Source organism: Streptomyces sp. NPDC021093 (assembly GCF_044333135.1).
Taxonomy (GTDB): domain Bacteria; phylum Actinomycetota; class Actinomycetes; order Streptomycetales; family Streptomycetaceae; genus Streptomyces.
Genome location: NZ_JBIRQJ010000004.1, coordinates 432,090 through 456,486, shown reverse-complemented (window position 1 = coordinate 456,486; position 24,397 = coordinate 432,090). Strand labels below are relative to the sequence as shown.

The window sequence follows — 24,397 nt, the reverse complement described above, 5'->3', positions numbered from 1 at the left end:
CTCCAGGTACCGTCGCTCCGAGGCGCGCTCCGACATCAAGAAAAGAGCCTGAGCTAGCTCCTTAATGTCGCCATCAGAAACCGTCTCAACACGGCTTTCGAATTGCCTAAGCCTTGCCGATATCCTCCGTGCGTGCAGACCAACCCGCTTCCGCCGACGACGTATTCCGTTGCGTGGCCCATAGTCTAGGCGAGCGAGCCCCCCTAGAGACCGACGCACCACACTCAACTCATCTGCCAGTTCATGCAGAACCGTAACCCTCCGCTCTCCTGCCTTCCCAATTACTTTGGCGCAAGCAGCCAAAGCGGATGCAGAGCTCGCAACGACGAGACTGTGATTACGCATCCTGACCGCTCTGCGACCAGGGATCGGGAGACCTGCATACCCGCGCCGTAACCGGTAACACAGTACGAGCGGACCAAACATGACCACGAAATAGAAAACAGAAACAAAGATCGTTCCGAAAGCCAACCGAATGAGAGATTCGAGCATTGCGCTCGAATCTTCAATCGCAAGTGCGACCTTAAAAAAACCTGCGACTCTCGTGCACATTTCACGCACCGCACCCGGCCGCTCATCGATCAACATTGCTACAGGAACTGGCCACCAGATACCCATGACAAAGTTAGTAAAGAAGCTGACCAAGACTACACTGCGTCGATATCGGTCAAATATCCGCAATGCCAGTCTAACTCTCAGTGGGATCGGCCGATTTGGGATGAGCAACGAGACACTCTGCTGCAATCTTTCAATCTCGCTACTGGCGGCACCCCTTACACGACGGGTCCGCCTGGCATGATTCCAAGCCCGCATGCAGCAATCATGTCACCGATGGGTCTAGCACACATCGCTTCCTTGAAATTGCAGCTCGTTCACGCAAAATCCCTCACACACTTGGGCTGCGCGTTGTCTACTGTCTAGACCAATTCGAAACGTCCCTGACCCACGCGGCGAACCACAGCAAGTGCCGGGCAAACCGGCCCGCCGCAGCCACGAGAGCATCCCCCTGGGGCGCACATTGCTCGCCGAAATCAACCCAGCAGGGACCCGAGAGCATCGGCGAGCGCTGCCCCACCTTCCTGAACCACCGTGCCCGCGACCAGGGCGGGTAACGCCTGCGCGATCCCGCGCAGTGCACCCGCTTGCTCATCGGGTGCACTCAGCGAAGTGTCGACAGTGTCCGCCATGGCACGCAGGACTGCCACGTTCTGCAAGCTCGGCGCGTTCAGCTCCACGTTGGAGCGGAACGAGGCGAGGAGGTCACGTACGGCCTCAATGTCGACCGTTCCTCGGACAGAGGCGTGCTGGTACACCTGAGAGATGTTCTGACCCACAACGTTTTGAAGCGGGGCGTTGTTGCTGCCGCCGACGCTGATGCCTGAGCCCTGTCCCTGCTCAGGTTCCGGGCGGCGCCTTCCCACGACCATTCAATTGCCTCCTTGGGCGTTGTTGTCCTGGCCAACGTTGCTGATGCCGTTGCCGGCGACGTTCTGGATGGGGGCGTTGTTGTCGCCGAAGACCTGAATGTTGGTGATGACCGCGGCCACCTGCTGTTCGTAGGCGGCGGTATCGATTCCCCGCTCGTCGAGGTAGATGGCGACGGTCCGGAAGACGCACGACTGCATCAGGACCACATGCCGCTTGGCATCGTCGCTCTGGTGCATGTCCGTGAGCTCTTCCATGGAGTACCGATCGCGCAGGCTGACCGGATCCGCTTCTTCAGTACGACCATCGGCCCTATTACCCAGTCTGGCGACCAGCCGCCACAGGGCGACGGGCCCCATCAGAGCGTCAAGAAATGACTGCGCCGTCAGCCACCCGAGCAAGCGCACTCCGCGCTTGCCGACCGGCACGGCAGTGCCACGCAGCTCGTTGTGGAGGGGTGTCATGACGTGGGGACGTACAGTCAATCGCAGATCACCAGCCTCCAGCGCGGCGTGGACGAACACGCTGACCGCGACCTGCCCATCCCAGCTGATGCACTGCGCTCGCAGGTAGAGCCGATCCGGCCGGCTCGAAGGAGACCTACGACCCAATCCGCTCAGGTCCGGAAGCTCCACCTTTTCTGCACGAGTGCGCTGCAGCCACAAAGCCGACGGAAGTCCGACCACCTCAGTCATGGAGAAGCCAGGGAGCGGATCGGTAATCTCTCGCGCGCCACGACCCAGCTCGTTCAAGGCCCGGCCGACACGACGCAACAGGTCCGCGTCTCCGAGCTCCTTGACCGATTCTTCCTGCTCCTTTGCCTGCAAAGGGATGTTGATGTGTACAGGTCCCCACACATCACGCCCGGCACCGACGAAGCGTTCCATCGAGTCGTACGGCAACTCCGGTCGGGTCTGGTCCTTCCGAGTCTCAGACATCCGGCGGCTGGCTCTCGGACCGACCCACGGCAGACGGTCAGACGACACGCCTTCTCGTACGAGTACGCCCACGGCCGCCCGTGCGACCAACCGGTCCATCGCGTATATCAACCCCGCTCCGGCCATAAGGACGAACGGCAGAACGCCCAGCCCCAGACGGAATCCAAGCAGCTCGCCATCGACCTCGTACGGCAGTAAGGCCAGCACCCATGGTGCGCACAGCACGAGGTACGCCAAGCGAGGAGAACGTGCCAGGCGGGTAAGCCGCCCTCTGCGAGCCGCTCGATGTGCAGCCCACCGCACCGTCAGTGCGAGAAGAACGGCAGCGCCCCAGACGGCGGTCGTCCACGGCATCGCATATCCGGTCAACGCGATCACGACGACAACCCATATCCGCCGCATCCACCGCCGCCTGCGCGCCCGGAGGCTGTGCGCCATCACTGGAACGAGATCGAACCCGTACGACGGCACAGGAAGTGGAGGCCCGTGCAGCACATGGTCGATGACCCACTGCGCCTTCGGCTCGCCCAAGGGAGGGCAGTCATCGCTGCCGTCCAGATAGATACGCCTCCGCGCACTGCGACGCGGCTTCTTCGGCGATCCTTCCTTTCCCCGAACCTTGCGCCACCATCCCCTGAGCGCCATCACGTTGTCAGGACGCGCGTAGACCGCCTGGCAGAGGAGCCGGGTCACCTCCGATGCGGAGGGCTCCCTGCCTGCAGTCTCTGCCGCACCAGTCGACGACGCGCCCCCGTTGGTCGGAACCGCCGGACCTTCCACTACTTCTGATGGCGTCCCCTCCCTAGCACGCAGCCCCCAAGCCATGCCCATCCCCCGTCCTCTACTACGCCGGGCATCTTCACGGTGAATGGCGAGGGCCGCCAGACCACAAAGGCCGCAATGCGCGCAACTAGGTGATCTGAGGAGAGATTGGCTGAATGACGCCCACCGCCGAGCCGCTTCCCGACGCCCGCACGCTGGTCCGCGATATCAGTCGACGTCGAACGCATCCGAGAAACCCGGACCCCGGGGAGTGCCAGGACGAACCTGTCATTCGCGCCGCACACAGTGTCGTGCCACAACGTGCCAGTAGGAACGGTAAACAGCGGTCACCAGGGGATTCACCGGAGCCGTGGGGGAATGGCCGCGAGCGGGCGTCTTCCCAGGTCAGGGGGCATCCTCAAGTCGAAGTGCAGAGTGATTCCCAAGCTCAGAGCGCGAGTTCGATTCTCGTCACCCGCTCCACAGCACGAACCTTGAAGCCCCAGGCCAGCGGCCCGGGGCTTTGTTGTTGTGTAGACCGGATCAGGTACCGCGTGCCCGATCCGTGCCCGATGACTGATCGCCCCGCTTCTTCGCCGACTCCTTGCGCACCTTGCGGATCGTCTTGTCCAGCTTCTTGGCCGGCACGCACCATGGTGTCCTTCAGCGTGGCACCGGAGCGGGTCGACAGGGTGTGCCCGGTGCCGGAGATCGTAGAACCGGAACCCCTCCGGCAAGCCGACCGCAGCGCGGGCCCTGTGCCACTTCCGCCCGAAGGTGGAGCGCCGGAACGGCTTGCCCCGCTTCACGACGAAAGCAGCCCGTCCGGAGCCTTCTCCGGCTCAGCACGGTCCACCCAGATGCCCACCGCGTCCAAGTCGACATCCGTACGGCATGCTCCTCTCCGCGCTCGGCCTGCTGCTGATCACCCTGCCGCTGACCGCGGGCGGCAAACACGGCTGGCCGGCCTGGCTCGCCATGAGTATGGTCCGCCGCTACGGCCGCACCGTCCTGCAAGCCGGAGCTCTGCTCGCCGACCTCGCCCTCAACAAGGTCCCCCACCACGATGCCGGATCGGCCTTCGGGGATGTTCCTGCTCTCCCGACGAACCCGCTCCAGCTGAGATGCGAGGGGCTGACCAACCGGCTGCGGCATCGCCCTGGCAGGAGGTCAGGCCCAGGGTGATCGCCACCGGACCGCACCCCGGCGCATCACCTCCTCCGGGAACTGGTTCGGACGACGTGTACCGGCACCCTGGCCGTCGTCACTCGCCGGGAGCGATGCCGTCGCGTGGTCGCCTGCGCAGGCCGTTCGGGCTGGGGTCCCGGTGAAGGTCCGCTCCGCCATCGGAAACGGAGCCGACGACGAGGACACCGTGCGGCTCCTGGAGCGGGGCGCGCGCCGGTCCCTCGGGAATGTGCGTCTTCCCCGCCCGGTCGGCCCGGGAACGTCGGGCGCGGGCGGCTGCGACGGCGAGCAGGACGGCGACCACGACCGAGGTGGACAGGAGCTGCGGACGGGTCCGATCGCTGGTCGCCATCAGGGCCATGCCCGCGATGATCACCGCGAGCGCGACCCAGGACAGATAGGGGAAGCCCCACATGCGTACCCGCAGGGTGTGCGGGGCTTCGCGTTCGAGGCGGGGACGGAGCACGATCTGGGAACCGACGATCGCCAGCCACACGAAGAGCATGGTCGCGCCGATGGAGGTGGCCAGGAACGGGAAGACCGTGTCGGGGGAGAGCCAGGTCAGCAGCACGCCGACGAAGCCGAGGCCGGTGGAGAGCAACACCGCCGGCCACGGGGCGCCGCGGCGGGAGACGGCCGCCATCCTGCGAGGAGCCTCGCCGCGGTCGGCCAGGGAGCGGACCATGCGCGAGGCGGCGTAGAGGTTCGCATTGAGCGCGGACAGCAGCGCGACCAGGATCACCACGTCCATGATTCCGGCAGCTGCGGGGATACCGAGGCGGTCCAGGACCGCGACGAACGGACTGCGCCCCTCCGCCGCCGAATCCCACGGCAGCAGCATCACGATCACTGCGATGCTGCCGATGAAGAACAGCAGGATCCGCCAGAGCGTCGCGCGCACCGCCCGTACCACCGCGGTCGACGGATCACGCGACTCGGCCGCCCCAATGGCCACGACCTCCATGCCGCCGAAGCTGAACAGGACCGTCACGAAGCCGGTGACGACCGCGGCCCAGCCGTGCGGCAGAAACCCACCGTGGCCGGTGAGAAGGGAGGTCCCCGGGGCCTCGACCCCGGGGAGCAGCCCCGCGATGGCGAGCGCACCGAGGACGAGGAAGCCCACCAGGGCCGCCACCTTGATGCCCGCCAACCAGAACTCGAACTCCCCGAAGACGCCCACCGCGGCGAGGTTGAGCACCGTGAACAGCGACATCACGGCCAGCGTGAAGCACCAGTGCGGGACGGCGGGCGCCAGCCCGTGCAGCACCGCGCCCGCCGCCGTGGCCTCGGCGGCGATGGCGATGCACAGGGTCCACCAGTGCAGCCAGCCCACCGTGAACCCTGCCCAGCTGCCGAACGCCCGTTCCGCGTACGCCGAGAACGATCCGCTGTCGGGCAGTGCTGCGGCGAGTTCGCCGAGCATCCGCATCACGAGGGTGGCCAGGGCCCCGGCCAGCATGAACGAGAGCAGAATCCCCGGTCCGGCGCTTGCGATACCGGCGCCCGAGCCGACGAACAGGCCGGACCCGATCACCCCGCCGAGGCCGATCATGGTCAAGTGCCGGGATTTCAGGGCGGGTCGGCGGTCCGCCTGCTCCGGTGTCCCGCCGTCGGTCATCTGCTTCACCAGTGCATGAGCTTGCTCGGCGGATTGCCGTTCAGCAGGAAGTCACCCGCGGCCTGCAGGTTCTGGTCGCCCGTGGCAGCGTGCTGGCAGATGGTGTTCAGGTCGCGCATCCACCGGTCGAGCGGGGAGCGCCGCTGGTAGATCGCCGAGCCGCCGAGGAGGTCGTACAGGTCGGAGACGACCGAGCGGGCGGTGTGGAAGGCGTGGTAGCGGGCGAGTACGGTCGCGCTGCGTTCGTCTGCCGTGAGGGTCTCGCCTGCTTCGAGGCGCTCCCACTGGCGCTCCAGGCTGGTGTAGACGGCGCTGCGCGCGGCCCCGAGGGCCATCTCGGCACGGGCCACGACGGTCTGGACGCGGTAGCCCTTCGACCAGAGCTCGCCGGTCGCCCGGTCGATGCGCCCGACGGCCAGCGCACGGACGTGGTCGAGGGCGGCGCGGGCCACCCCGAGCGGCACTCCGGCGATGTTGCGGATGTGCGCGTCGGGCATCGCGTGCAGCGGTCCTTCGCGGCGCGGCACCAGGAGGTGGAAGGTGTGCTCCTCCGGCACGAACCGATCGGTGATCTCGTAGTCCCGGCTGCCGCTGCCCGCGAGGCCGGTGGTGTACCAGGTGTCGAGGATCTGCACGTCCTTCGTGGGCAGCAGCACGATGCGCCAGTGCGGCCCCTCCGCCTCGGGGTCCTGCTCCACCGTGCCGCCGTCCTGGACGAGGCAGCCGGCGGCCACCCAGTCGGAGTGCGTGATGCCGCTGCCGAACGGCCAGCGCCCGTTGACCCGGTAGCCGCCGGGAACCCGCTCGGCCCGGCCTGCGGGGGCGATGAACCCGGCGCAGACCGTGTCCAGGTCGGCGAACATGGAGCGGGCGACGGAATCCTCCAGGTAGCCCGAGTACAGGCCGGTGTCCGAGCCGATCATGGCGCACCAGGCGGCGGAGGTGTCACCGGTGGCAAGGGTCTCGATGACCTCGGTCTGCTGTACGGACGTCAGCTCGGGGCCGCCCCAGGAACGGGGCATGGTCATCCGGAAGGCCCCGGCGTCCTTCAGCAACTGCACTACATCGTCCGGCAGTTGACGCTCACGCTCGATCTCGGCGGCGCGTTCGCGCAGGACCGGGACGGCCTTGCGTACGCGGTCGAGGACCTCGTCGGCGGTGCGGGGGCCGGTGCCCTGGCGGGTGTCCGACGCGTCTTCCGTCGTCTTCGTCGGTTCGAGGAACCCGGTGTCTGCCATGACTTGGCGCCTTTCAGGCTTTCGGTTCGGTGGAGAGGGATCGATCTGGGTACGGCCGGCCCGGTCGGCCGTCAGCGGGGGCGGCCGGTGGGCAGTCAGCAGGGACGCGCCTGCAGCGCCGCGTTCCCCGTGGCCGCCCGCGGCGACCAGGGGCGACGGGCGGTGCGCAACAGCGCGTCGGCCCGTGCGAGGCCGCCGGGGCGCAGCTCCTGGGCCAGCCCCAACTGCCCCAGGCGTACGGCCGTTTCCTCACCCAGGTACAGACGGGCCAGGTCTCGTACATCGAGCTGCAGGTCGGCCGGGCGTGCGCTGCGGGCGCAGTCGGCGCCGTCGGGGCCGGCCTCCAGGAGCCAACGGCCCTGTGCGTGTCCCGCCGCGTCGTCGACCTGGAGCACCAGTGCGCCCTCGGCGGCGTAGCCGCGTGCGGCCAGGGCGCGCGGCACGTCGAGGATGCGCAGCCACATGTAGTCGCTGAGTGCGGTGATCCGGGCGGCGCGCGGGTTGCCGAGCCACTGCGGCAGCAGGGTGTCGGGGGCGCGGTAGGGCAGATGGACGGTGCTGACCCAGTCGGCGGTGACCGCGTACCGGAACAGCGCCCGCTCCGCCTGAGGGGTGGCGGCGACCAAGTCCCGTACGTACAAGGGCGTCCGGGGCAGCATCGACTGCCAGGTCTCCTCCGCGGTGAAGCAGAGCAGGCCGTCGATCCCGCCGCCGGCGGGATCCTCGTGGACGGCGTAGAACGGCTCGGTCCAGGAGGAACCGGGGCTGATCCGCTGCCCCGTGGCCTCCTGCCACCAGGTGTCGTCGCGGCGCAGTGCTCCGGCCTGCGTGGTGCGGAAGCGTTCGTACGCTTGTGGGGCGAGCTTGGCGTAGGCGGCCGCGTCGACGAGTTGTACGCCGGGGGCGGCGCTCGCCCAGGCGGGGTCGATGCCCGCGCGGTGCACGTCGATCTCGTACCAGGCCATGGAGGTGGCGGGTCCGAAGCCGAAGCGGCCGTACAGCGGGTACTGGGCGGCGTCGAGGACGACGAGCGGCACCTCGCGGTCGGCGGTGTCGCGCAGGTCCTGCTCGGTCATCCGGCCGAGCAGCCCGCGGCGGCGGTGGGTGGCGGCGACGCTCACCTTGGAAATGGCGGCGGCGGGCAGCGAGGCGCCGCCGGGCACGGTCAGCTCCTGGGCGGAACTGCGGTACGTGCCCACGCACAGGTCCTTGTCGAAGGCCCCGATGAGGCGGTCCCCGGCGAGGCTGTCGGACAGGAACTCGATGTCGTCGTCCCCGGCTCCCGGCCGCAGATAGCCGGTGTTCCAGGCGCGTACCCACTGCGGCAGGTCGGCGCCGTCGATGTGCCGTACGTCGACGGCCGTGCCAGCGGTCACTGGTGCTCTGCCCCCGTCAGGAGTAACGGCCGGGCGCGATGGTCCCGTTGGGGTCGACGAACTGCTTGAGGCGGCGTGCGAAGGTGCGCGCCCCGGCGTCGGGCGAGAGCCGGTCCACCCACTGGGAGTGGTCGGCGTCCAGCCGGTAGGGCAGGAATCCGGCCTCCGAGAACAGTTCGTAGGTACGGTCCAGGGCGCGGTGGGCGCGCTCGGCGTCCTGCTCCGTGCGCGGGAAGCGGAAGGACACCACGAGGTCGATGACGTCGGGGTCCAGGGCGTTGATGGTGGAGCCGGGGCGCACCCCCGTCTCGGCGTGCACCTGGTCCAGGAGGTCCTGGGCGTGGGTGACGGACGCTCCGGTGAACGGGATCAGCGGCAGGAAGAACAGCCAGCCGCCGCCCTCGCTGTCGACCCGCTCGGCATCCTGGCCGACGGCGGAGAACAGCATGGCCTCGTTGTGCGAGGGGTCGCCGCGATAGGCGTGCTCGACGGCCCGGCCGACCTTGTCGTCCTCGGTGGGCGGCTGCTCGTCGGAGCGGGTGATCCGGGTGAACAGGCCGCTGGCGGCGGCCTCTTCGGCGATCACCCGGCTGAGCGCTTCGACGGAACGCGCGGTGCCGTCGACGCACAGGTGGGCCAGGTACTCGCCGACCTCGCCGCCGTACGACTGGGTGGCGACCTGGTCGTACACCTTGAGGACTCCGGAGACCAGGCCCTGCGAGGTCCAGCGGCGCAGCTCGTCGATGGCCGCGGTGAGCCGGTCGTGCGGGAAGCCGAGGCGCAGCACGCACTGGGCCTCGGGCCGGGGCAGCAGGCGGACGCTCGCAGCGGTGACGACACCGAGGTCGGACTGGGTGAACAGGGCGAGCGGCGACGGGCCGAGCCCCTGCGGGTTGACGGCGGTGGCTCCGTTCTTGTGCGGCCACCAGCCCACCCGGATCAACTCGCCGTCCGGCAGGACCACTTCGAGCCCGGCCAGGTCCAGGGTGCGCTGGTGGCGCAGGCCGACGCCGCGGTCGACCATGTTGCCCAGGACGCTGGTGTGGCCGGAGGAGGCGGTCACGTTCAGCATGCGGTCGCTGCCGTCGAGGAGCTGGGCCAGGCGCAGTTGGGTCACGCCGGGTTCGATGACGGCCCAGCCGTCCTCGGTGTGGAGATCGCGCACCTGGTCGAGGCCGGCGAGGTCGAGGGTGACCACGCCGTCGTGGGCGCTCTCGCGGGAGCCGAGGCCCCAGTTGCGCCCGGTGGAGACGGCGTGCAGGCCGCGCCCCGCCCCGAACCGGTCGAAGGCCGCGACGACTTGGCGGACCTCGTCGACGCTGCGCGGCCGGATCACGGCGTGCACCTCGCGCGGCGGGAACATGCTCACGTTCGCCGTGGCGGGCAGCGGCACCGAACCGTCGTCGGAGGCGCGGACCACCCGGTCCTCGCCCACCGCCTCCGCCGCCGCGGACAGCGATTTGAGCAGGTCGGCCCGGTACGGGGCGGGGGAATCGGGCATCGCGAGGGACTCGGGCATCGGCACACCTTGTGTTGGGAAGTCTGCACGGCGGTGGCGGGACGGGGACGTACGGCGGTACCTGACGACGCACAGCGCCACGTCACCACGGCGTACGGCGGCACGTATCTCCACCGGTCAGGACCGACGCTAGAAGTGACGGCCGATGCGGTGTTAGGCAGAACGCGCAGACGCCCTTGCGCAACCGCGCAAGGGCGACCGCACCACCCGTGGCGAGGGCCGGTCGGTGAGCCGGGCACCTGCCTTCGGGTGCCTGCCTTCAGGTGCCTGCCTTCAGGCGCTCGCCTTCACGTGCCGACCCTCAGACGCCCGCCTGCTGCTCCTGCGGCTCCCGGCCGGCGTCCGCCTGCGCCCCTGTGGCCTGCTCGGGCGTACGGCGCGGCGCGATGAGGAAGGCGAGCGCCACCATCACGGCGCCGACCACCGGCAGCCACTTCACGTCCGAGAGCCCGATGATGGCGCCGCCGATGGTGCCCGCGGCACCGGTGCCGAGATAGAGGGCGCAGATGTTCAGGGCGAGCGCGGTCATGCCCACCTCCGGGCCGACGGTACGCAGGATGCTGCCCTGGATGGGCGGTGGAAAGCCCCAGGCGAAGATCGCGTAGAGGGCGACCACGATGCCCACGGCGACCGGGCTGCCGAGCCCGGCGAAGCCGACTGCCGCGGCGAGCGCGAGGGCCACGGTCAGGCCACCGGCGACCATGCGCAGGGTGCGCGCCGGGCCCATGCTGTCGGTGATCCGCCCGGTCACCAGGGCCCCGACGAGTCCGGCGACGCCCACGATGAGGAGCATCACCGAGAGCAAACCGTAGGAGCCGCCCGCGAGTTCGCCGGTGAACTCGCCGAGGTAGGTGTAGAACATCAGGCCGCCGCCGGCCAGCAGGAACGTCACCGTGATCAGACGGAGCACTGCGGGGTCGCGCAGCGGGCCGAGCCGGGTACGCAGCGGTGCGGGCGTGCTGCCCGCGATGCGCGGCGCGGACACCAGGAGGCCCAGCGCGGCCACCAGCCCGACCCCGGCAATCAGCCAGAACGTCGCCCGCCACCCGAACGAGCCGCCCAGCCAGGAGCCGATCGGCACGCTGGTGAACAGGGCGGTCGTCATCCCGGCAGTGACGACGCCGATGTAGCGGCCCTGTTGGCCCTCCGGCGCGCCCATCGCGGTCATGGTGAAGGCCGCCGAGGTCACGACGGCCGCGGCCAGGGCGGCCACCACCCGGGCTGCCATCAGCGTCCAGTAGTCGGGGGCGAGGGCCGCACCGATGTTCGCCACGACGAAAGCGCTCAGCCCCACGACCATGACGATGTGCTTGGCGAATCGCTCGAATATCACTGCCAGTGTCGGGGCGCCCAGGGCGTAGACGACGGCGAACACCGTCACCAGCTGCCCGGCGGCCGAGACGCTGACGTCGAGGTCCGCGGCAATGCTCTTGAGCACACCCGCGATGATGAATTCATCGGTGGCCGTGGCCAGGAGAGTCAGAAACAGTAGGAACAGCCAGCTTGGATAGGCGCGTTTCATGATGGTCAAGTCCTTCGATCTCATGGAAGTGCGCGGAATGCGAGCGGCTGCGCGAGGAGCGGCGCAGTCGGCGGGCGCGCACGTGAGCGACCGTAGGCCTTGCCATTGGTGTCAAGGTCAAGTCGGGCGGAACGGGATTACCCGCAGTGTCTGTGCCGGCTGTCGTCGTGCGGGTTCTCGGGGTCGGCCTCGGCCGCCGCGTCGACGTAGGCGCGAATGGCATCGCGATTGCGTACCAGGACGTCGATCCGCCGCTCGATGACGGCCAGTTCGACGGAGAGGTTGGCGGCGAGTACGGGATCGATGATGGGCCGCATCGCCGCGCCCGAACCGATGAAACACGGCACGATCTCTCGGATGACCTGGGTGGAGAGCCCCGCCTGAAGCAGCCCTCTGATCTGCTCGACCCGCTCTACCGAGCCCTCCGGATAGCTGCGGTAGCCGTTGGACTCGCGCTGCGGGTGCAGCAGTTGCTGCTGCTCGTAGTAGCGCAGCAGCCGGGTGGAGACCCCGGTGCGGCGGGCCAGCTCACCGATCTTCATGCCGTCCCCCGTCACTTCCGTTCGGCGATGTCCCGGATGGCGGCGAGCGTGTGGTCGACTTCCTCGGGAGAATTCACGATGCCGGTGCCGATCCTTGGATAGTGGACACGGTACGCGGCCACGCTGGCCCGAATGCGCCGCGCCTTCAGCTGGTCGATGACTTCCTGGTGTGCGATCCCGTCGATCTCGAAACAGGTCATGCCTGACGACATGGCCGGGTTCAGAGGGGTGTGCACGGTGACACCGGGAATATCGGCGAGCCCTTCCTTGACCTGGGTGCTGAGCCCGTGAATGCGTTCTTGGACCGGGCGCCGTCCGAGCTTCTGGTGGAAGTCGACGGCAGCCGGCACGGAAAAGGTGTGCTCGAAGGCGAAATAGGCGCCGGGGGCGATGTCTGCCGGCCCGGTCGGGCTGTTCTGGTCGTGCTTGGGGTACGTCGCCGAGATCACCGGTGACAGCTGCTTCCAGGCCTCGGGGCGGCCCCAGACGAATCCGGTGCCGCGCGGCCCGAACAGCCACTTGTGGGTGCCGGATATGAAGAAGTCCCCGCCCAGGCGCGCCGCGTCGGCGTCCTCGATGCCGAAACCGTGCAGCCCGTCGACGACGAGGAAGCAGCGGTCCTCCTCCGCCCGCCCCCGGTTGGCCTCGGCCACCACCTCGGCGAGGGCGGGGATCGGCAGCTTCACACCGGTGCTGGAGTGCACCCAAGTCGCGCCGACCGTACGGGTCTTGGGTCCGATGGCCGCGCGCAGCCGCTCCATTGCCTCGGTCGCGGAGGCCTTGGCCGGGGTGTCGTAGAGCTTGCCGTCCCGCACCACCGCCCCGCACCTACGGGCCACCAGGTCGACCGTGCACCGGTGCACCGGGTGGTCGTGCTCGCTGATGAACATCTCCTGCCCGGGGCGGATGTTCAGGCTGTTGTAGACCAGGCCGATGCCGACCGTGGTGTTGGGCGTGAGAGCGATCTCATCGGGCCGGCCCCCGGTGTAGCCGGCCAGCGAGGTGCGCACCCGCGCCGATTCGGCGTCGAAGTGGTCCCAGATCCACACCGGATCGCGGTCCATCAACTCCCGGTAGTGGTCGATGGATTGGCGCACGGTGCGCGGGTGGGAAGTGAGCAGGAAGGCGGCCAGGTGCGTCCAGGAGCGGTCCAGACGGAATTCGTCGCGTACCGCCCGCCAGTCGATCCGGCCTCGTCGGTCCGTGTACGAGACGGGCCCGCTCGGGGGCAGTGCGCGAGCCGTACCCGTGGAGGCGACGGCCGACGCTGCGGCGGCGGCCCCGACGACCGCCCCCGAACCGAGCACGAAACGACGGCGGGCCAGATCCAAGGCCATGGGGAATGCTCCTTCGCTGCGGGTGGAAAGCCGTACACCGCTTGAAAGTGAGCACGCTCATCGAACAACCCGGCAGGAAAGAGCAGGAGAGAACGACCTCGGCGGGCCGACGCCGCCATGCCCGCGAGCAAGCGACGCACAACGTAACACGAAGGACAGAAACCCAAGGCTCAACCCGTCGCGAGGCGGGTAGAACGAAGGCATATTAAGTTTTCGACCTTGGAATGCCTTGCGTGTGGGGGCAGTCTAGAACTCGCCGAATCGCCGCATCCCGTAGAGCAGCGGGCCGGCCTCCTCGGCCGCGTCCTGAGTGACGCGGTACACCTCGCCGAACACCACGGTGTGGTCTCCGACTTGAAGGGTCCTGGCCACCCGGCAGTCCGCGATGGAGTGTGCGTCGGCGACGAGATGCGGACCCCCGAAGGACGGGTCGAGCTCCCACTCGACCCGTCCGAAGCGGTCCGCGGCACTGGAGGCGAACAGCTCGGCTGCGGGGCGGCCGCCGCCGTGCAGCAGGTTCACCGCGAACGTCCCGATCCGCAGCAGCGGATCGAGGGTCTTGCTGCCGCGCCGTAGGCACACCAGCAGCGTCGGCGGTTCGACAGAGACACTCGCCACGGAGGAGCAGGTCAGTCCCCATACCCCCTCCCCCGCACGGCCGGTGGTGACAACGGACACACCGGTCGGGAACGTGGCCATGAGAGAGCGGAACTCTCCCGGGTCGACCCGCGGAAAGGCGGCGGACTCCGGTGCGGGGGAGAGAAGTTGTTCCGTCAAGGCGCTGAACGACCTTCCTGGCAGAGGGCTTTGCGTGGTCGCTCCCGACGCTAGGCCGCGGCGCTCACCGCTGGTTAGTCGAGAAGCGCAGCGCCACTTGCGGAACCGCGCAGAGCCCGAACGGCACTGGGCGTACTTCCGTACCGGGCCCGGAAGAGGCGGCTGAACTGCGAGGCGTCCGGCAGCCCCCAGCGCTGCCCGACCGCCCCGACCGTGTGCTGCGCGAACCGCGGATCAACCAGCTCCCGGTAGGCCCCGCGCAGCCGCTCTTCCCTGATCCACCGCGCGGGACTCGTTCCCTGCTCCTGGAACAGCAGCTGCAGATACCGCAGCGAGATGTGGTGCCGTCGGGCGAGGGCGGCCGAGTCGAGCTCGGGATCGCCGAGCTGTGTACGGGCGCCCGTCTGTATCCGCAGGAAGAGGGCCAGGTTCGGACCGCCGGGCTGCTCGTCGGGGACTCCGCCGAGGCGCTCGGCGAACAGTGCGGACGCCAGATGGGAGATGCTGCTGCCGACCGCGACGGAGTCCCCGCGGGAGCCCTCCAACTCCCCGACCCGCCCCATCACTCCGCCCAGCATCTGCTGCAGCAGGGCGCCGACCCCCCGGTCACCACGCCACGGCGCCACGGTCAGAGCCCGCGAGGCGCCCGGCGTGAGCCCGGTCCCGTCATGCGGCAGCAGCAGTACGATCATCCGCAGCCGCTCGTCCGTCATGAACGCATGCTCGCGCGTCCCGTCGAAGGCGATCAGGCTCCCGGCCCCGGCCAGCGACTGCCGCCCGTCCTGATCGACGTACACCTCCCCGTTTACAACGCTGCACAGACTCACATAGCGGCAACTCCGGTCCGCCGCACGCACCTGGTCGCGCACCAGGAGATGCGGATCGACGTCGACGGTTGACACCTGCACCTCCCCGAGCCTGCACTGTGTGATGGTCCCGGAGATCTCCGACCCCCGCAGCGGATCGACCTGCGCCCCGCCGAACGAGTCCCGCACCAGCTCCTGCCAGTCGACCCTCGTCCCCCGTTGCCCCTCCCGTGTCGAGAACTCCTGCACAAAGCCACCCGGCCGCCGCCCCTGAGATTCGGTCACAGTGCTTGCGCTGCCTTCCTTTGCCAAAAAGCGTAGAAACGGGCGCGCATGTTACCAGCATGCGATCAATTACCCGAGAATGATTGAATCGCGAATAACAAAGCCGCCCTCGGGGTCAGTTGGCTATCGCCCGAACAAGGCGTTTACGGTTCCGCGCCAGAACTCGACCAACGAGTTTCCGGCAAGGTTTTCCGCAAGCCCCCACCACGCCTTCGGGGGCAGCCTTGCGCCACCCTCGGCGGACCGGGCCGCTTACCCCGGCCAACTCCCGCACCCGCGAGCCCACTTCGGCCCGCAGCATTGCGGCATCGGCCAGGCAGTCTCCGCCAAGAGCCGTCGCGAGCGCGACATCCAGCAGTCCTTGCCCGGGTCGTGCACCGCCCACGGCTTGCGCCACGGCACCAGCGCCGCCGATATCGAACCGCCCAGCCCCGTCTTGCGGACTGTCTCGACCAGCGGCACCGACCCGGCCTGCGGGACAACCGAACGGCCATCGCCCCGGACAGGGATTACGGGTATGCCCCGCTACCCTTCCTCAGCAGCCTGGCCGAACCCGACTTCGCAGCCACGTACCAGGACTCGTGCCATAGCGTGCCAGTCGGAGCGGCAAACAGCGGTCAATACCGGGGTTCAGCAACAGCGTCCGGCACAAGCCCGAAGCAACGATTCCCGGGTCAGAGGCCCTTTACTAGTTGAAGTACTGGATGATTCCCAAGCTCAGAGCGCGAGTTCGATTCTCGTCACCCGCGCCACGCAGCACACACGAAAGCCCCAGGCCGGCGGCCCGGGGCTTTGTTGTTGTCCGGGGCGGTTCGAGCGCCCTGCGCCAGGTACGTGAACGAGGTCCGCGTGCGATCTGCTCGAAAGCCGAGCGGCCGGTACGGGAACAGGCGGCCCGTGCGGCGCGGTTGCATCGACCGAGGGGCCGGCGCCGCACCGGTGGGGAGCACGGAGAGCGCGAGGTCGTCCGCCCTGCCGGGTTCCGGGCCCCCGGATCGCGGTACGACCGCCGCGCGCTCGGACCAAGACGTATCTCTGCAGGAGGACTGTTTCATGACTGACCGGCCCTTGACGCTCATGGCAGTGCACGCCCACCCCGACGACGAGGCCACCGGGACCGGAGGGGTCCTCGCGCGGTACGCGGCGGAAGGCGTCCGCACGGTTCTCGTGACCTGTACCGACGGCGGTTGCGGTGACGGGCCGGGGGGTGTCAAACCGGGCGACCCCGGGCACGATCCGGCGGCCGTCGCCCTGATGCGCCGTAAAGAACTCCAGGAGAGCTGTGACGTCCTGAAGATCAGCGATCTGGAGACGCTGGACTACGCCGACTCCGGGATGATGGGCTGGCCGAGCAACGACGCTCCCGGTTCCTTCTGGCAGACCCCCGTGGCGGAAGGCGCCGCCCGACTCGCGGAGCTCATGCGGCACTACCGGCCCGATGTGGTCGTCACCTACGACGAGAACGGCTTCTACGGCCACCCCGACCACATCCAGGCCCACCGCATCACCATGGCGGCCCTGGAGATGACCGGCCTGACGCCGAAGGTGTACTGGACGACGATGCCCCGCTCGGCGATGCAGCGGTTCGGGGAGACCATGCGGGAGTTCCAGGAGGAGGACATGCCGGAGCCGGAGCCGGAGCCGGATCCCGCCGAGGCCGCCGCGATGGCCGAGATCGGCCTCCCCGACGATGAGATCACCACGTGGGTGGACACCACAGGATTCAGCGGCCAGAAGTTCGATGCGCTGGCCGCGCACGCCAGCCAGGGCGAGAACATCTTCTTCCTCAAGATGGGCAAGGAGAGGTTCGGCGAGCTGATGGGCATGGAGACCTTCCTACGGGTCAAGGACACCACCGGCGCGGCCGTACCCGAGAACGATCTCTTCGCCGGACTGCGCTGATCCACTGCTGATCCGCCGCTGGCCCGCCCGTCCCGTCCGACCGGGGACCGGGGACCGGGAAAGCTGACGCTCAGTTCGTCGATTCCGTCCGTCGCGCGTCCGTATGGGGCGGGGCGGTACGGGCTGCTTCCCGTACCGCCCCGCGGTGTCCTCGCTACCTTCCGGATCTTCCGGAAGATCCGGAAGATCCGGACTTGGCTGTCAGGGTCAGCGGCCGCTCCGGTGGGCGGACCGGCGCCTGAGTACGAGGGTGGTGCCGGTCAGTACGGCCGCGCCTGCCACCATCCCGAGCCACGTCAGCCACTCCGTCGAGGTACCGGCGCCAGTGTCGGGCAGGGATCCACCCGTCGGCTTCGTGGGTTTCGTGGGTTTCGTGGGCCCGGTCGGATCGGTCGGCTTGGTCGGGTCAGTCGGCTTCGTCGGGCCGGTCGGGTCGGTCGGTTTGACCGGTACCGGCGGCGTCTTGCACTCCGGGTCGTTGCCGGATGCCGGGCAGCCTGCGCCCGGGCTGGTGCCCGTCACCCAGTTGGTGAGTTTCCCGTCGCCCGCGCCCAGCGGCCGTACGGTGACCGAGTAGGTGACGGTGACCGTGGCGCCCGGTTCGATGTCGCCGTTCCAGGTCAGCTCGGGGGCCTGGTAGGCGACGGTGCCGCCGCTCGCGCGGGCGTCGTTGTTGTACGTCGCGTCGTCGAGCAGGTGGGTCAGGTCGTCGGTGAAGGATCCGCCGGTGTAGCGGGCGGTGCCCTTGTTGGTGATCTTCACCGTGTACGTGACCTTGTCGCCGGGGCGGACGTCCTTGCCCGCGTCGGAGGACTTGGCCGGCTCCATGGTGGCCACCTTGGTGGTGGTGGCGTGGATGCGGCGGACGTCGCGCAGCGCGCGGTGCCCGTCCAGGGACGTGGTCAGGGTGTTGGTGATCAGGTGGTCGCCCAGGTCCCGGTGGCCCTTCACGGTGACCGTGTAGGTCAGTGTGACGGTGGCCCCGGCGCCGATGTCGCCGTGCCAGGTGAGCTTGTTGGTCGTGGCGTCGAAGACCGGTGCCGGGACGGGAGCGGTCGGGTCGGAGGTGGCGGTCAGGCTTGCCGTGTCCAGGGTGGCGTCGTCCAGGACGTTGGTCAGGTTGTCGATCGCGTCCACGCCGCGGGCGGGGACGCCGCCGGTGTTGTGCAGGGTGACGGTGTAGGTGATCTTCTCGCCGGGCCTGGCCACGGTCTTGTCGACGCTCTTGGCGACCTTGACGTCGGGCTTCTCGTGCACGACGTGGCAGTCGGCGTTCGTGGCCGCCTGCTGCGGGGTGCAGTTGCCGTGGTCGGCGGTCACCAGGTTGCGCAGCTTGCCGTCGCCGCCGAGCCCGACCCTGACCGAGTACGTGATCGTCGCCGTGGAGCCGGCCGGCAGGTCGCCGGTCCAGGTCAGCTTGGGTGCCTGGTAGGACACTGAGCCCGAGGAGGCGTTCGCGTCGTCCTGGTAGTCGGCGTCGTCCAGCACCGCGCTCAGGTCGTCGCTCCAGGTGGCCCCGGGGAAGTCGGCCGTGCCCGGGTTGGACACGGTCACCGTGTAGGTGATCGTGTCGCCGAACTTCACCGAGTCGTTCTTGTCCGCCGTCTTCTTGATCCGCAGGTCGGCGATCTTCCCGCCCGGACTGGTGCACTCCGGGGCCTTCGAGCCCGGCTCGCAGTTCGACCCCTCAGGACCGGTCACCGCATTGTTGAGCTGCTTGTCCCCCTTGATCGGGTTGTCGACGGTCACCGAGTACGTGACCGTCACCGTGCCACCGGCCGGGACGGTCCCGGACCAGGTCAGCCTGGGCGCCGTGTACGACACCGAACCCGACGTCGCCGACTCGTCGTCGTTGTACGTCGCGTCGTCCAGGACACCCGTCAGGTCGTCCTCGAACCGGGCGCCCGTGTAGTCGCCCTTGCCGTGGTTGGACAGCGTCACCGTGTACGTGACCTGGTCGCCCGGCTTGACCGGGGACTTCGCGTCCGAGGTCTTGCGCAGTGCGAGCGCGGCCACCGGAGTGGCAGTGGTGCACGCCGCCCGGTTCAGGCGGGTGACCGCGCAGCCGCCCAGCGAGGTGGTCACCGCGTTGCGCAGCAGGTGGTCGCCCAGCTCGCCGGTCTGCTTCACGGTGACCGTGTAGGTCAGCGTCACCGTCGCCCCGGGGGCGATGTCCCCGGCCCAGTCGACCCGCTTGCCCGCGGCGTCGTAGGTGGGCGCGTCGACCGGTGCGGCCGGGTTCGCGGTCGCCTTCAGGCTCGCGGTGTCCAGGACCGCGTCGTCGACCACGCCGGTGAGGTCGTCGCGGACCGTCATGCCCAGCGCCGGGGTGGTGCCGGTGTTCTTCAGCGTCACGGTGTACGTGACCCTGTCCCCGGCCCGCGCGCTCTGCTTGTCGGCCTTCTTGGACACCTCGACGGTGGGCATGTCCAGCGTCGTACTGCATTCGGGGGCCGAAGTGGCCTCATCGGCAGCGCAGTTGGTGTCGGGCGCGACCACCTGGTTGTGCAGCTGCGCGTCCCCGCCCAGCTTCACCGTCACGGTGTAGGTGACCGTGACGGTGGCACCGGCCGGTACGTCACCGGTCCAGGTCAGCTTCGGCGCCGTGTACTCCACCGAACCCGACGTCGCCGACTCATCGTTGTCGTACGTCGCGTCGTCCAGGACACCCGTCAGGTCGTCCTCGAACCGGGCGCCCGTGTAGTCGCCCTTGCCGTGGTTGGACACCGTGACCGTGTAGGTGACCTGGTCGCCCGGGTTGACCGGGGACTCGGCGTCGGACGTCTTCTTGACCCGCAGGTCGGCGATGTCGCCCCCGCCCGGCGGGGTCTTGCAGTCCGGGTGGGTGGAGCCCTTCTCGCAGTTGGAGCCCTCCGGGCCCGTCACCGCGTTGTCGAGCTTGCCGTCCCCGGTGGCGGGCTTGTTCACCGTCACGCTGTACGTGACCGTCACCGTAGCGCCCGCCGGAACGTCACCGGTCCAGGTCAGCTTCGGCGCCGCGTACGACACCGAACCCGACGTCGCCGACTCGTCGTTGTTGTACGTCGCGTCGTCGATGACGTCCGACAGGTCGTCCTCGAACCGGGCGCCCGGGTAGTCGGCCCTGCCCTCGTTCGACATCGTCACCGTGTACGTGACCTTGTCGCCCAGCTTGATCGGGGACTTGGCGTCCGAGGTCTTCTTGAACCTCAGGTCGGCGACCTCACCGCCCGGACTGGTGCACTCCGGATCCTTCGAACCCTGCGGGCAGTTGGTGCCGGGAACCTCCGAAGTGACTGCGTTCTTGAGGACCTTGTTGCCCTGCGGAGGCGAGTCGACCTTCACCTTGTAGACGACGGTGGCGGTGGCCCCGGCGGGAACGTCGCCCTGCCAGGTCAGCTTCGGCGCGGTGTACCGCGCGGTGCCGATGTCGGCCGATTCGCTGCCCGTGACGTACGTCGCGTCGTCGATGACATCGCTCAGGTCGTCCTCGAACGACGCCCCCGTATAGGGCAGTGAGCCGGTGTTCTCCACCCGGACCGTGTAGGTGATCTCCTGGCCGGGCAGCGGCTCGCTGGTCGAGACCGACTTGGTGAGCTTCAGGCTCTTGGTGCCCAGCTCGTGCACGTCCTCGTGCGCGCACGGCCCCTTCTTGTCGGGGCAGTTGGTGTCATCGGCGTCGGTGGGGCCCGTCGCCGTCGCCGTGTTCCTGACCGGGTCATTGCCCGCGGTGGTCCGGAGGGTGCCGGTCACCGTGATGACCGCCGTCTTCCCCGCCTCGATCCTGGCGACGGTGGTGTCGACTGCCGGGCCGGTGCCGGAGCCGCAGTCGGTGCTCCCGTTGGCCCTGCACGACCAGACGACGCCGGTGAAGTGGGCCGGGACGGTGTCCTGGATCCTGACCTTGAGCGCGTCGGACGGTCCGTTGTTCGTGGTGGTGAGGGTGTACGTGACCTTGTCGCCCACGGTGGCCGGGTCGGGTGCCGCGGTCTTCTTGATCTCCAGCGCGATGCTGCGCCGGCCGATGGTGACCTTGTTGGTGTCCTTGTTGTTGCCCAGCCACTCGGCGGGTTCGTTGGACGTGGTGCTGGTCGTCGCCGTGCCCGTGACGGTGCCGGGTGCGGCGTCCGCGGGGACCTTCAGCGTGATGGTGTGCTTCGCGCTGGCTCCCTCGGCCAGATCGCCGATGACGCAGGTGACCGGGCCGCTCTCCGTACTGGTGCAGCCCGCGGGCAGGGACGAGGTGTCGACCGTGGTGCCCGGCGGGATCTCGTAGACGGTCTTGACGCCCTCGGCGTCGTCGGGGCCGTCGTTGGTCGTCGTCAGGGTGATCTCGCCGCTGGCTCCCGGCGCGATCGTCGCGTCACTGGCCTCGACCCTGATGTCCACTGTCGAGTCGATGTCCGTGACGGTGGTGTTGGTCTCGCGCTCCGTGGTGTCCTGGGCGCCCGCCGTGTCCTTCCAGCCCGCCGTGGCCTGGTTGACGACCTTGCTGCCGCCCGGCACCTTGCCGACCTTGACCTGGTACGTCATCTTCCAGGTCTCGCCGGGCGCCACCTTGCGCGGGTTGCCGCTGCCGATGGGGGCCGTGACGCGGTTGTTGGCGCTGTCGTAGCCGTCGGCGTCCGAGATCGCCGTCGTACTCCCGTCGGGCCCGGTGACCGAGATGGAGCCGGGGACGAAGTCGGAGTTGGCGGGGACCGGGTCGCGCAGGAAGGCGTCGAAGGCGTCGGAACCGCCCTCATTGGTGGCCTCGACGGTGTAGGTCAGGATGTCGGTGGGCTGTGAAGGAGTCCGGTCCGGGGTCCTGACCACGGACTTCTTCGGTGCCAGGCAGGCCGGTGTGCCGAAGCGGACGCCGTCGAGAAAGTTGCCCACCGCGTCGTTGCCGCCCGCGCTGCTGACGGCGGCGAAGGCGAAGCGGGTGATGCGCTGCCCGGCGGGCACCGTGTACGTACCCCGGTACTCCTTCCAGGCGCCCATGCCGGTGGTGATGTTCGGCGAGGAGGCACCCGTCGGCGTCTGGGCGGTCAGCGGGCCGTCCGACGAGCCGATGCGGACCTGCATGGTGTCGTCGCCCTTGCGGCCCCGGTGGAACATCCGCCAGTGCATGGTCAGGCCGGGTGTGGTCGCCAAGTCCTGGTAGAGCGTGGACACTTCGTTGGCGTTGAGTTCGGCCCACTGGTCGCCGTCGGCCGCCGGGAACGTGCCCGCCGGATGGTTCGGTCCGCGCCAGGTCTCGATCTTGCGGTCGGATGCGGTGGTGAGCCAGCCCGGTACGTTCGGGGGCGGCTGGCTGGCGTCGCCGCGGAACTGCACGGGCTGGGTGTTCTTCGGTGCCTCGAAGCTGCCGTTGGTCAGGTTCGAGATCTTCGGACAGGCGCCGGCCGGGCCGACCTTCAGCGTCACCGAGGCGGAGCTCGTACTGGGGTTCAGCTCGTCGGAGACGGCCTGCCCCACGGTGTTGACGATCTCGCCCTGTCTGGTGGTGTCGGCCACCAGGTTGAAGCTCTTGGTCTCCCCCGCCTTCAGGTTCCCGACGCTCCACACTCCGCTCGCCGCGTCGTACTTCCCGCCCGAGTCGTCGGAGACGTAGGTCAGTCCGGCCGGGAGCTTGTCCGTGACCTTTACGTTCGTGGTGTCGTCCGGGCCCTTGTTCGTCACCGAGACCGTGAACAGGACCTCGTCGCCCAGGCGCGGCGTCGTGGTGTCGGCCTTCTTGGCGACCTCCAGTCCTGCGGCCCTGGTCACCTGCGCCGTGTAGTCCTCGACCTCGCCGGAGTCGGCCCAGCCGGTCGGCTTGCGCACGTCGGTGGCGTCGTGTCCGAGGCGGATACGGGCCTGATGCGTGCCCCCCTTCACGTCCTCGGGGATCGTCCAGTTCAGCCGGGCGGTGGTGGCACCGGCGGCGGGCGCGGCCTCGGCCCGCTCGCCGTCCTCCAGGGTGCCGTTGCCGTTCCAGTCCACCCAGCCCGCGAGGATCGAGGCCGAGGGCGAGGTGAGCGCCACGTCCACCGCGTAAGGCTCACCAGCCTTCTGCGACCCGGTGGTCGGCCACGAGGCGACGCCGTCCGCGTCGTCGTCCGCTCTGACACCGGGGGCGGTGACCACCGCGTCCGGGCTGTCGCCCGTCGACAGGGCGCCGAGCTTCAGGTCGGAGAGGGTGTGCGCGGCCGCGGGCAGAGCGGCGGAGTTGGAGAAGTCCTCGTCGACGGTGGCCATGAAGCGTGCGCCGTCGGACTCCTGCTGGCCCTTGGTGTTACGGGCGTCCACGGCGAGCGTGACGCTGCTGACCGTGCCGTCGACGCGGACCGTGCCGCAGCCCGCCTTGACCACCGTCGCCGTACTGGTGAACGCGCAGCCGGCATTCGTACCGTCGAGGGTGTTGGAGATCTGGGTGCCGGAGACCGTCCAGTCCTGGAAACCCGCCATCCTGGTCCAGGTCTGCGCCGCCCCGGCCGGTGTACTGCCGGTCAGGCGCAGCCGGATGTTCGTGTTCGGCGACGCGCCGAGGCCGGCGATGTGCAGCCGGGGGTCACGCACCGGGCGGCTGAACGTGTAGGTGACCGTGCCGCGTTCCCCGTAGTCGGTGCTGCCGCCCGTGGGCACCTGGATCCCGACCGCACCGGAGTCCACCAGGCCGTCGGGCGCGGTGGGCGTCGCCTTGTCCAGGCCCGGGGAGAGGACGTTCTGGTCGGTGGCGGTGGCGGTGATGGTGACCGTGGTGCCGCTGGGCAGGGTGCCGGTTCCGGTCTTGCCGGAGACCGCGTAGCTGTCCGCCTTCTGCGCCCTGGTGCGCGTCCCGTCGTCGTCACCGGTGCTTCGGGCCGGTGCGGGCAGGGACTTGCGTCGTGGCGCCGGGCTGGCTTCCGCGGTGTGCCGGGGTTGCGTCGACGGCGAGGAGGTCGGCGAAGAGGTCGACGAGGGGCTCGGTGAGGAGCTCGGTGTCGGGCTCTGCCCAGCGCCGGGGCTCGCGCTCGGCCCCGGCATTGCCGAGGCGCTCGCCGATGCACTCGCGGACGGGCTCGCGGATGCCCCGGGGTCCGCCGCGGACCACGCCACGCCCATGCCCGTGCCCAGGCCCGCCAGCTGAGTCGCCGCGAGGACGCCCACCAGCATCGTCCGCATTCCGCGCGACAGGGACGGTGCGGGGCGTCTGCCCCACACCGCCCTCCATGGAACT

14 protein-coding genes and 2 pseudogenes are annotated in these 24,397 nt (G+C 69.0%); 2 read left to right on the top strand and 14 right to left on the bottom strand.

What is annotated here, in order from left to right; translation table 11 throughout:
* Positions 1–1,031 precede the first annotated feature (1,031 nt).
* The 3 genes and pseudogenes from ACH4SP_RS14560 to ACH4SP_RS14550 all read right to left on the bottom strand — a co-directional run.
* Positions 1,032–1,427 (bottom strand): hypothetical protein, encoded by a 396-nt coding sequence (locus tag ACH4SP_RS14560; RefSeq protein WP_398414458.1) that lies wholly within the window; start codon positions 1,425–1,427, stop codon positions 1,032–1,034.
* On the bottom strand, positions 1,428–3,056 hold the full coding sequence (locus ACH4SP_RS14555) for a hypothetical protein (protein ID WP_398414456.1): 1,629 nt from the start codon (positions 3,054–3,056) through the stop codon (positions 1,428–1,430).
* Between the two features lie 700 nt (positions 3,057–3,756).
* Positions 3,757–3,963, bottom strand: a pseudogene (locus ACH4SP_RS14550) (site-specific integrase); the annotation flags it as partial.
* A 56-nt stretch (positions 3,964–4,019) separates the two neighbouring features.
* Between ACH4SP_RS14550 and ACH4SP_RS14545 the strand changes: the two are divergent.
* Complete coding sequence (locus ACH4SP_RS14545; RefSeq protein ID WP_398414454.1) at positions 4,020–4,310, top strand: hypothetical protein; 291 nt, start codon at positions 4,020–4,022, stop codon at positions 4,308–4,310.
* Positions 4,311–4,389: 79 nt separating this feature from the next.
* Here the strand turns inward: ACH4SP_RS14545 and ACH4SP_RS14540 are convergent, their stop codons facing one another.
* From ACH4SP_RS14540 to ACH4SP_RS14495, 10 genes and pseudogenes are all read right to left on the bottom strand, one after another.
* Positions 4,390–5,931, bottom strand: a complete 1,542-nt coding sequence (locus ACH4SP_RS14540; protein ID WP_398415082.1) for an amino acid permease — start codon at positions 5,929–5,931, stop codon at positions 4,390–4,392.
* A 5-nt stretch (positions 5,932–5,936) separates the two neighbouring features.
* Positions 5,937–7,169 carry an acyl-CoA dehydrogenase family protein gene (locus ACH4SP_RS14535; protein WP_398414452.1) on the bottom strand — a complete coding sequence of 411 codons (1,233 nt, stop codon included), beginning with the start codon at positions 7,167–7,169 and terminating at the stop codon, positions 5,937–5,939.
* A 95-nt stretch (positions 7,170–7,264) separates the two neighbouring features.
* On the bottom strand, positions 7,265–8,545 hold the full coding sequence (locus tag ACH4SP_RS14530; RefSeq protein WP_398414450.1) for a GNAT family N-acetyltransferase: 1,281 nt from the start codon (positions 8,543–8,545) through the stop codon (positions 7,265–7,267).
* Positions 8,546–8,561: 16 nt separating this feature from the next.
* On the bottom strand, positions 8,562–10,064 hold the full coding sequence (locus ACH4SP_RS14525; protein ID WP_398414448.1) for an FAD-binding oxidoreductase: 1,503 nt from the start codon (positions 10,062–10,064) through the stop codon (positions 8,562–8,564).
* A 301-nt stretch (positions 10,065–10,365) separates the two neighbouring features.
* Complete coding sequence (locus ACH4SP_RS14520; RefSeq protein ID WP_398414446.1) at positions 10,366–11,586, bottom strand: MFS transporter; 1,221 nt, start codon at positions 11,584–11,586, stop codon at positions 10,366–10,368.
* Positions 11,587–11,723: 137 nt separating this feature from the next.
* Positions 11,724–12,128: a MerR family transcriptional regulator gene (locus tag ACH4SP_RS14515; RefSeq protein WP_398414444.1), complete on the bottom strand. Its 405-nt coding sequence runs from the start codon at positions 12,126–12,128 to the stop codon at positions 11,724–11,726.
* Positions 12,129–12,139: 11 nt separating this feature from the next.
* Complete coding sequence (locus ACH4SP_RS14510) at positions 12,140–13,465, bottom strand: aminotransferase class V-fold PLP-dependent enzyme (protein ID WP_398414442.1); 1,326 nt, start codon at positions 13,463–13,465, stop codon at positions 12,140–12,142.
* A gap of 246 nt (positions 13,466–13,711) precedes the next feature.
* Positions 13,712–14,164 carry a flavin reductase family protein gene (locus tag ACH4SP_RS14505; RefSeq protein WP_398414440.1) on the bottom strand — a complete coding sequence of 151 codons (453 nt, stop codon included), beginning with the start codon at positions 14,162–14,164 and terminating at the stop codon, positions 13,712–13,714.
* 152 nt (positions 14,165–14,316) lie between these two features.
* Entirely contained in the window at positions 14,317–15,333 is a 1,017-nt protein-coding gene (locus tag ACH4SP_RS14500; RefSeq protein ID WP_398414438.1) for a helix-turn-helix domain-containing protein, read from the bottom strand.
* Between the two features lie 286 nt (positions 15,334–15,619).
* Positions 15,620–15,852 (bottom strand): annotated as a pseudogene (locus ACH4SP_RS14495) (transposase); the annotation flags it as partial.
* A gap of 534 nt (positions 15,853–16,386) precedes the next feature.
* On the opposite strand from ACH4SP_RS14495, the gene ACH4SP_RS14490 reads away from it, so the two are divergent.
* Complete coding sequence (locus ACH4SP_RS14490) at positions 16,387–17,235, top strand: PIG-L family deacetylase (RefSeq protein WP_398414436.1); 849 nt, start codon at positions 16,387–16,389, stop codon at positions 17,233–17,235.
* A 207-nt stretch (positions 17,236–17,442) separates the two neighbouring features.
* On the opposite strand, the gene ACH4SP_RS14485 is transcribed toward ACH4SP_RS14490, so the two are convergent.
* Positions 17,443–24,381 carry a GEVED domain-containing protein gene (locus tag ACH4SP_RS14485; protein ID WP_398414434.1) on the bottom strand — a complete coding sequence of 2,313 codons (6,939 nt, stop codon included), beginning with the start codon at positions 24,379–24,381 and terminating at the stop codon, positions 17,443–17,445.
* Positions 24,382–24,397: the final 16 nt, after the last annotated feature.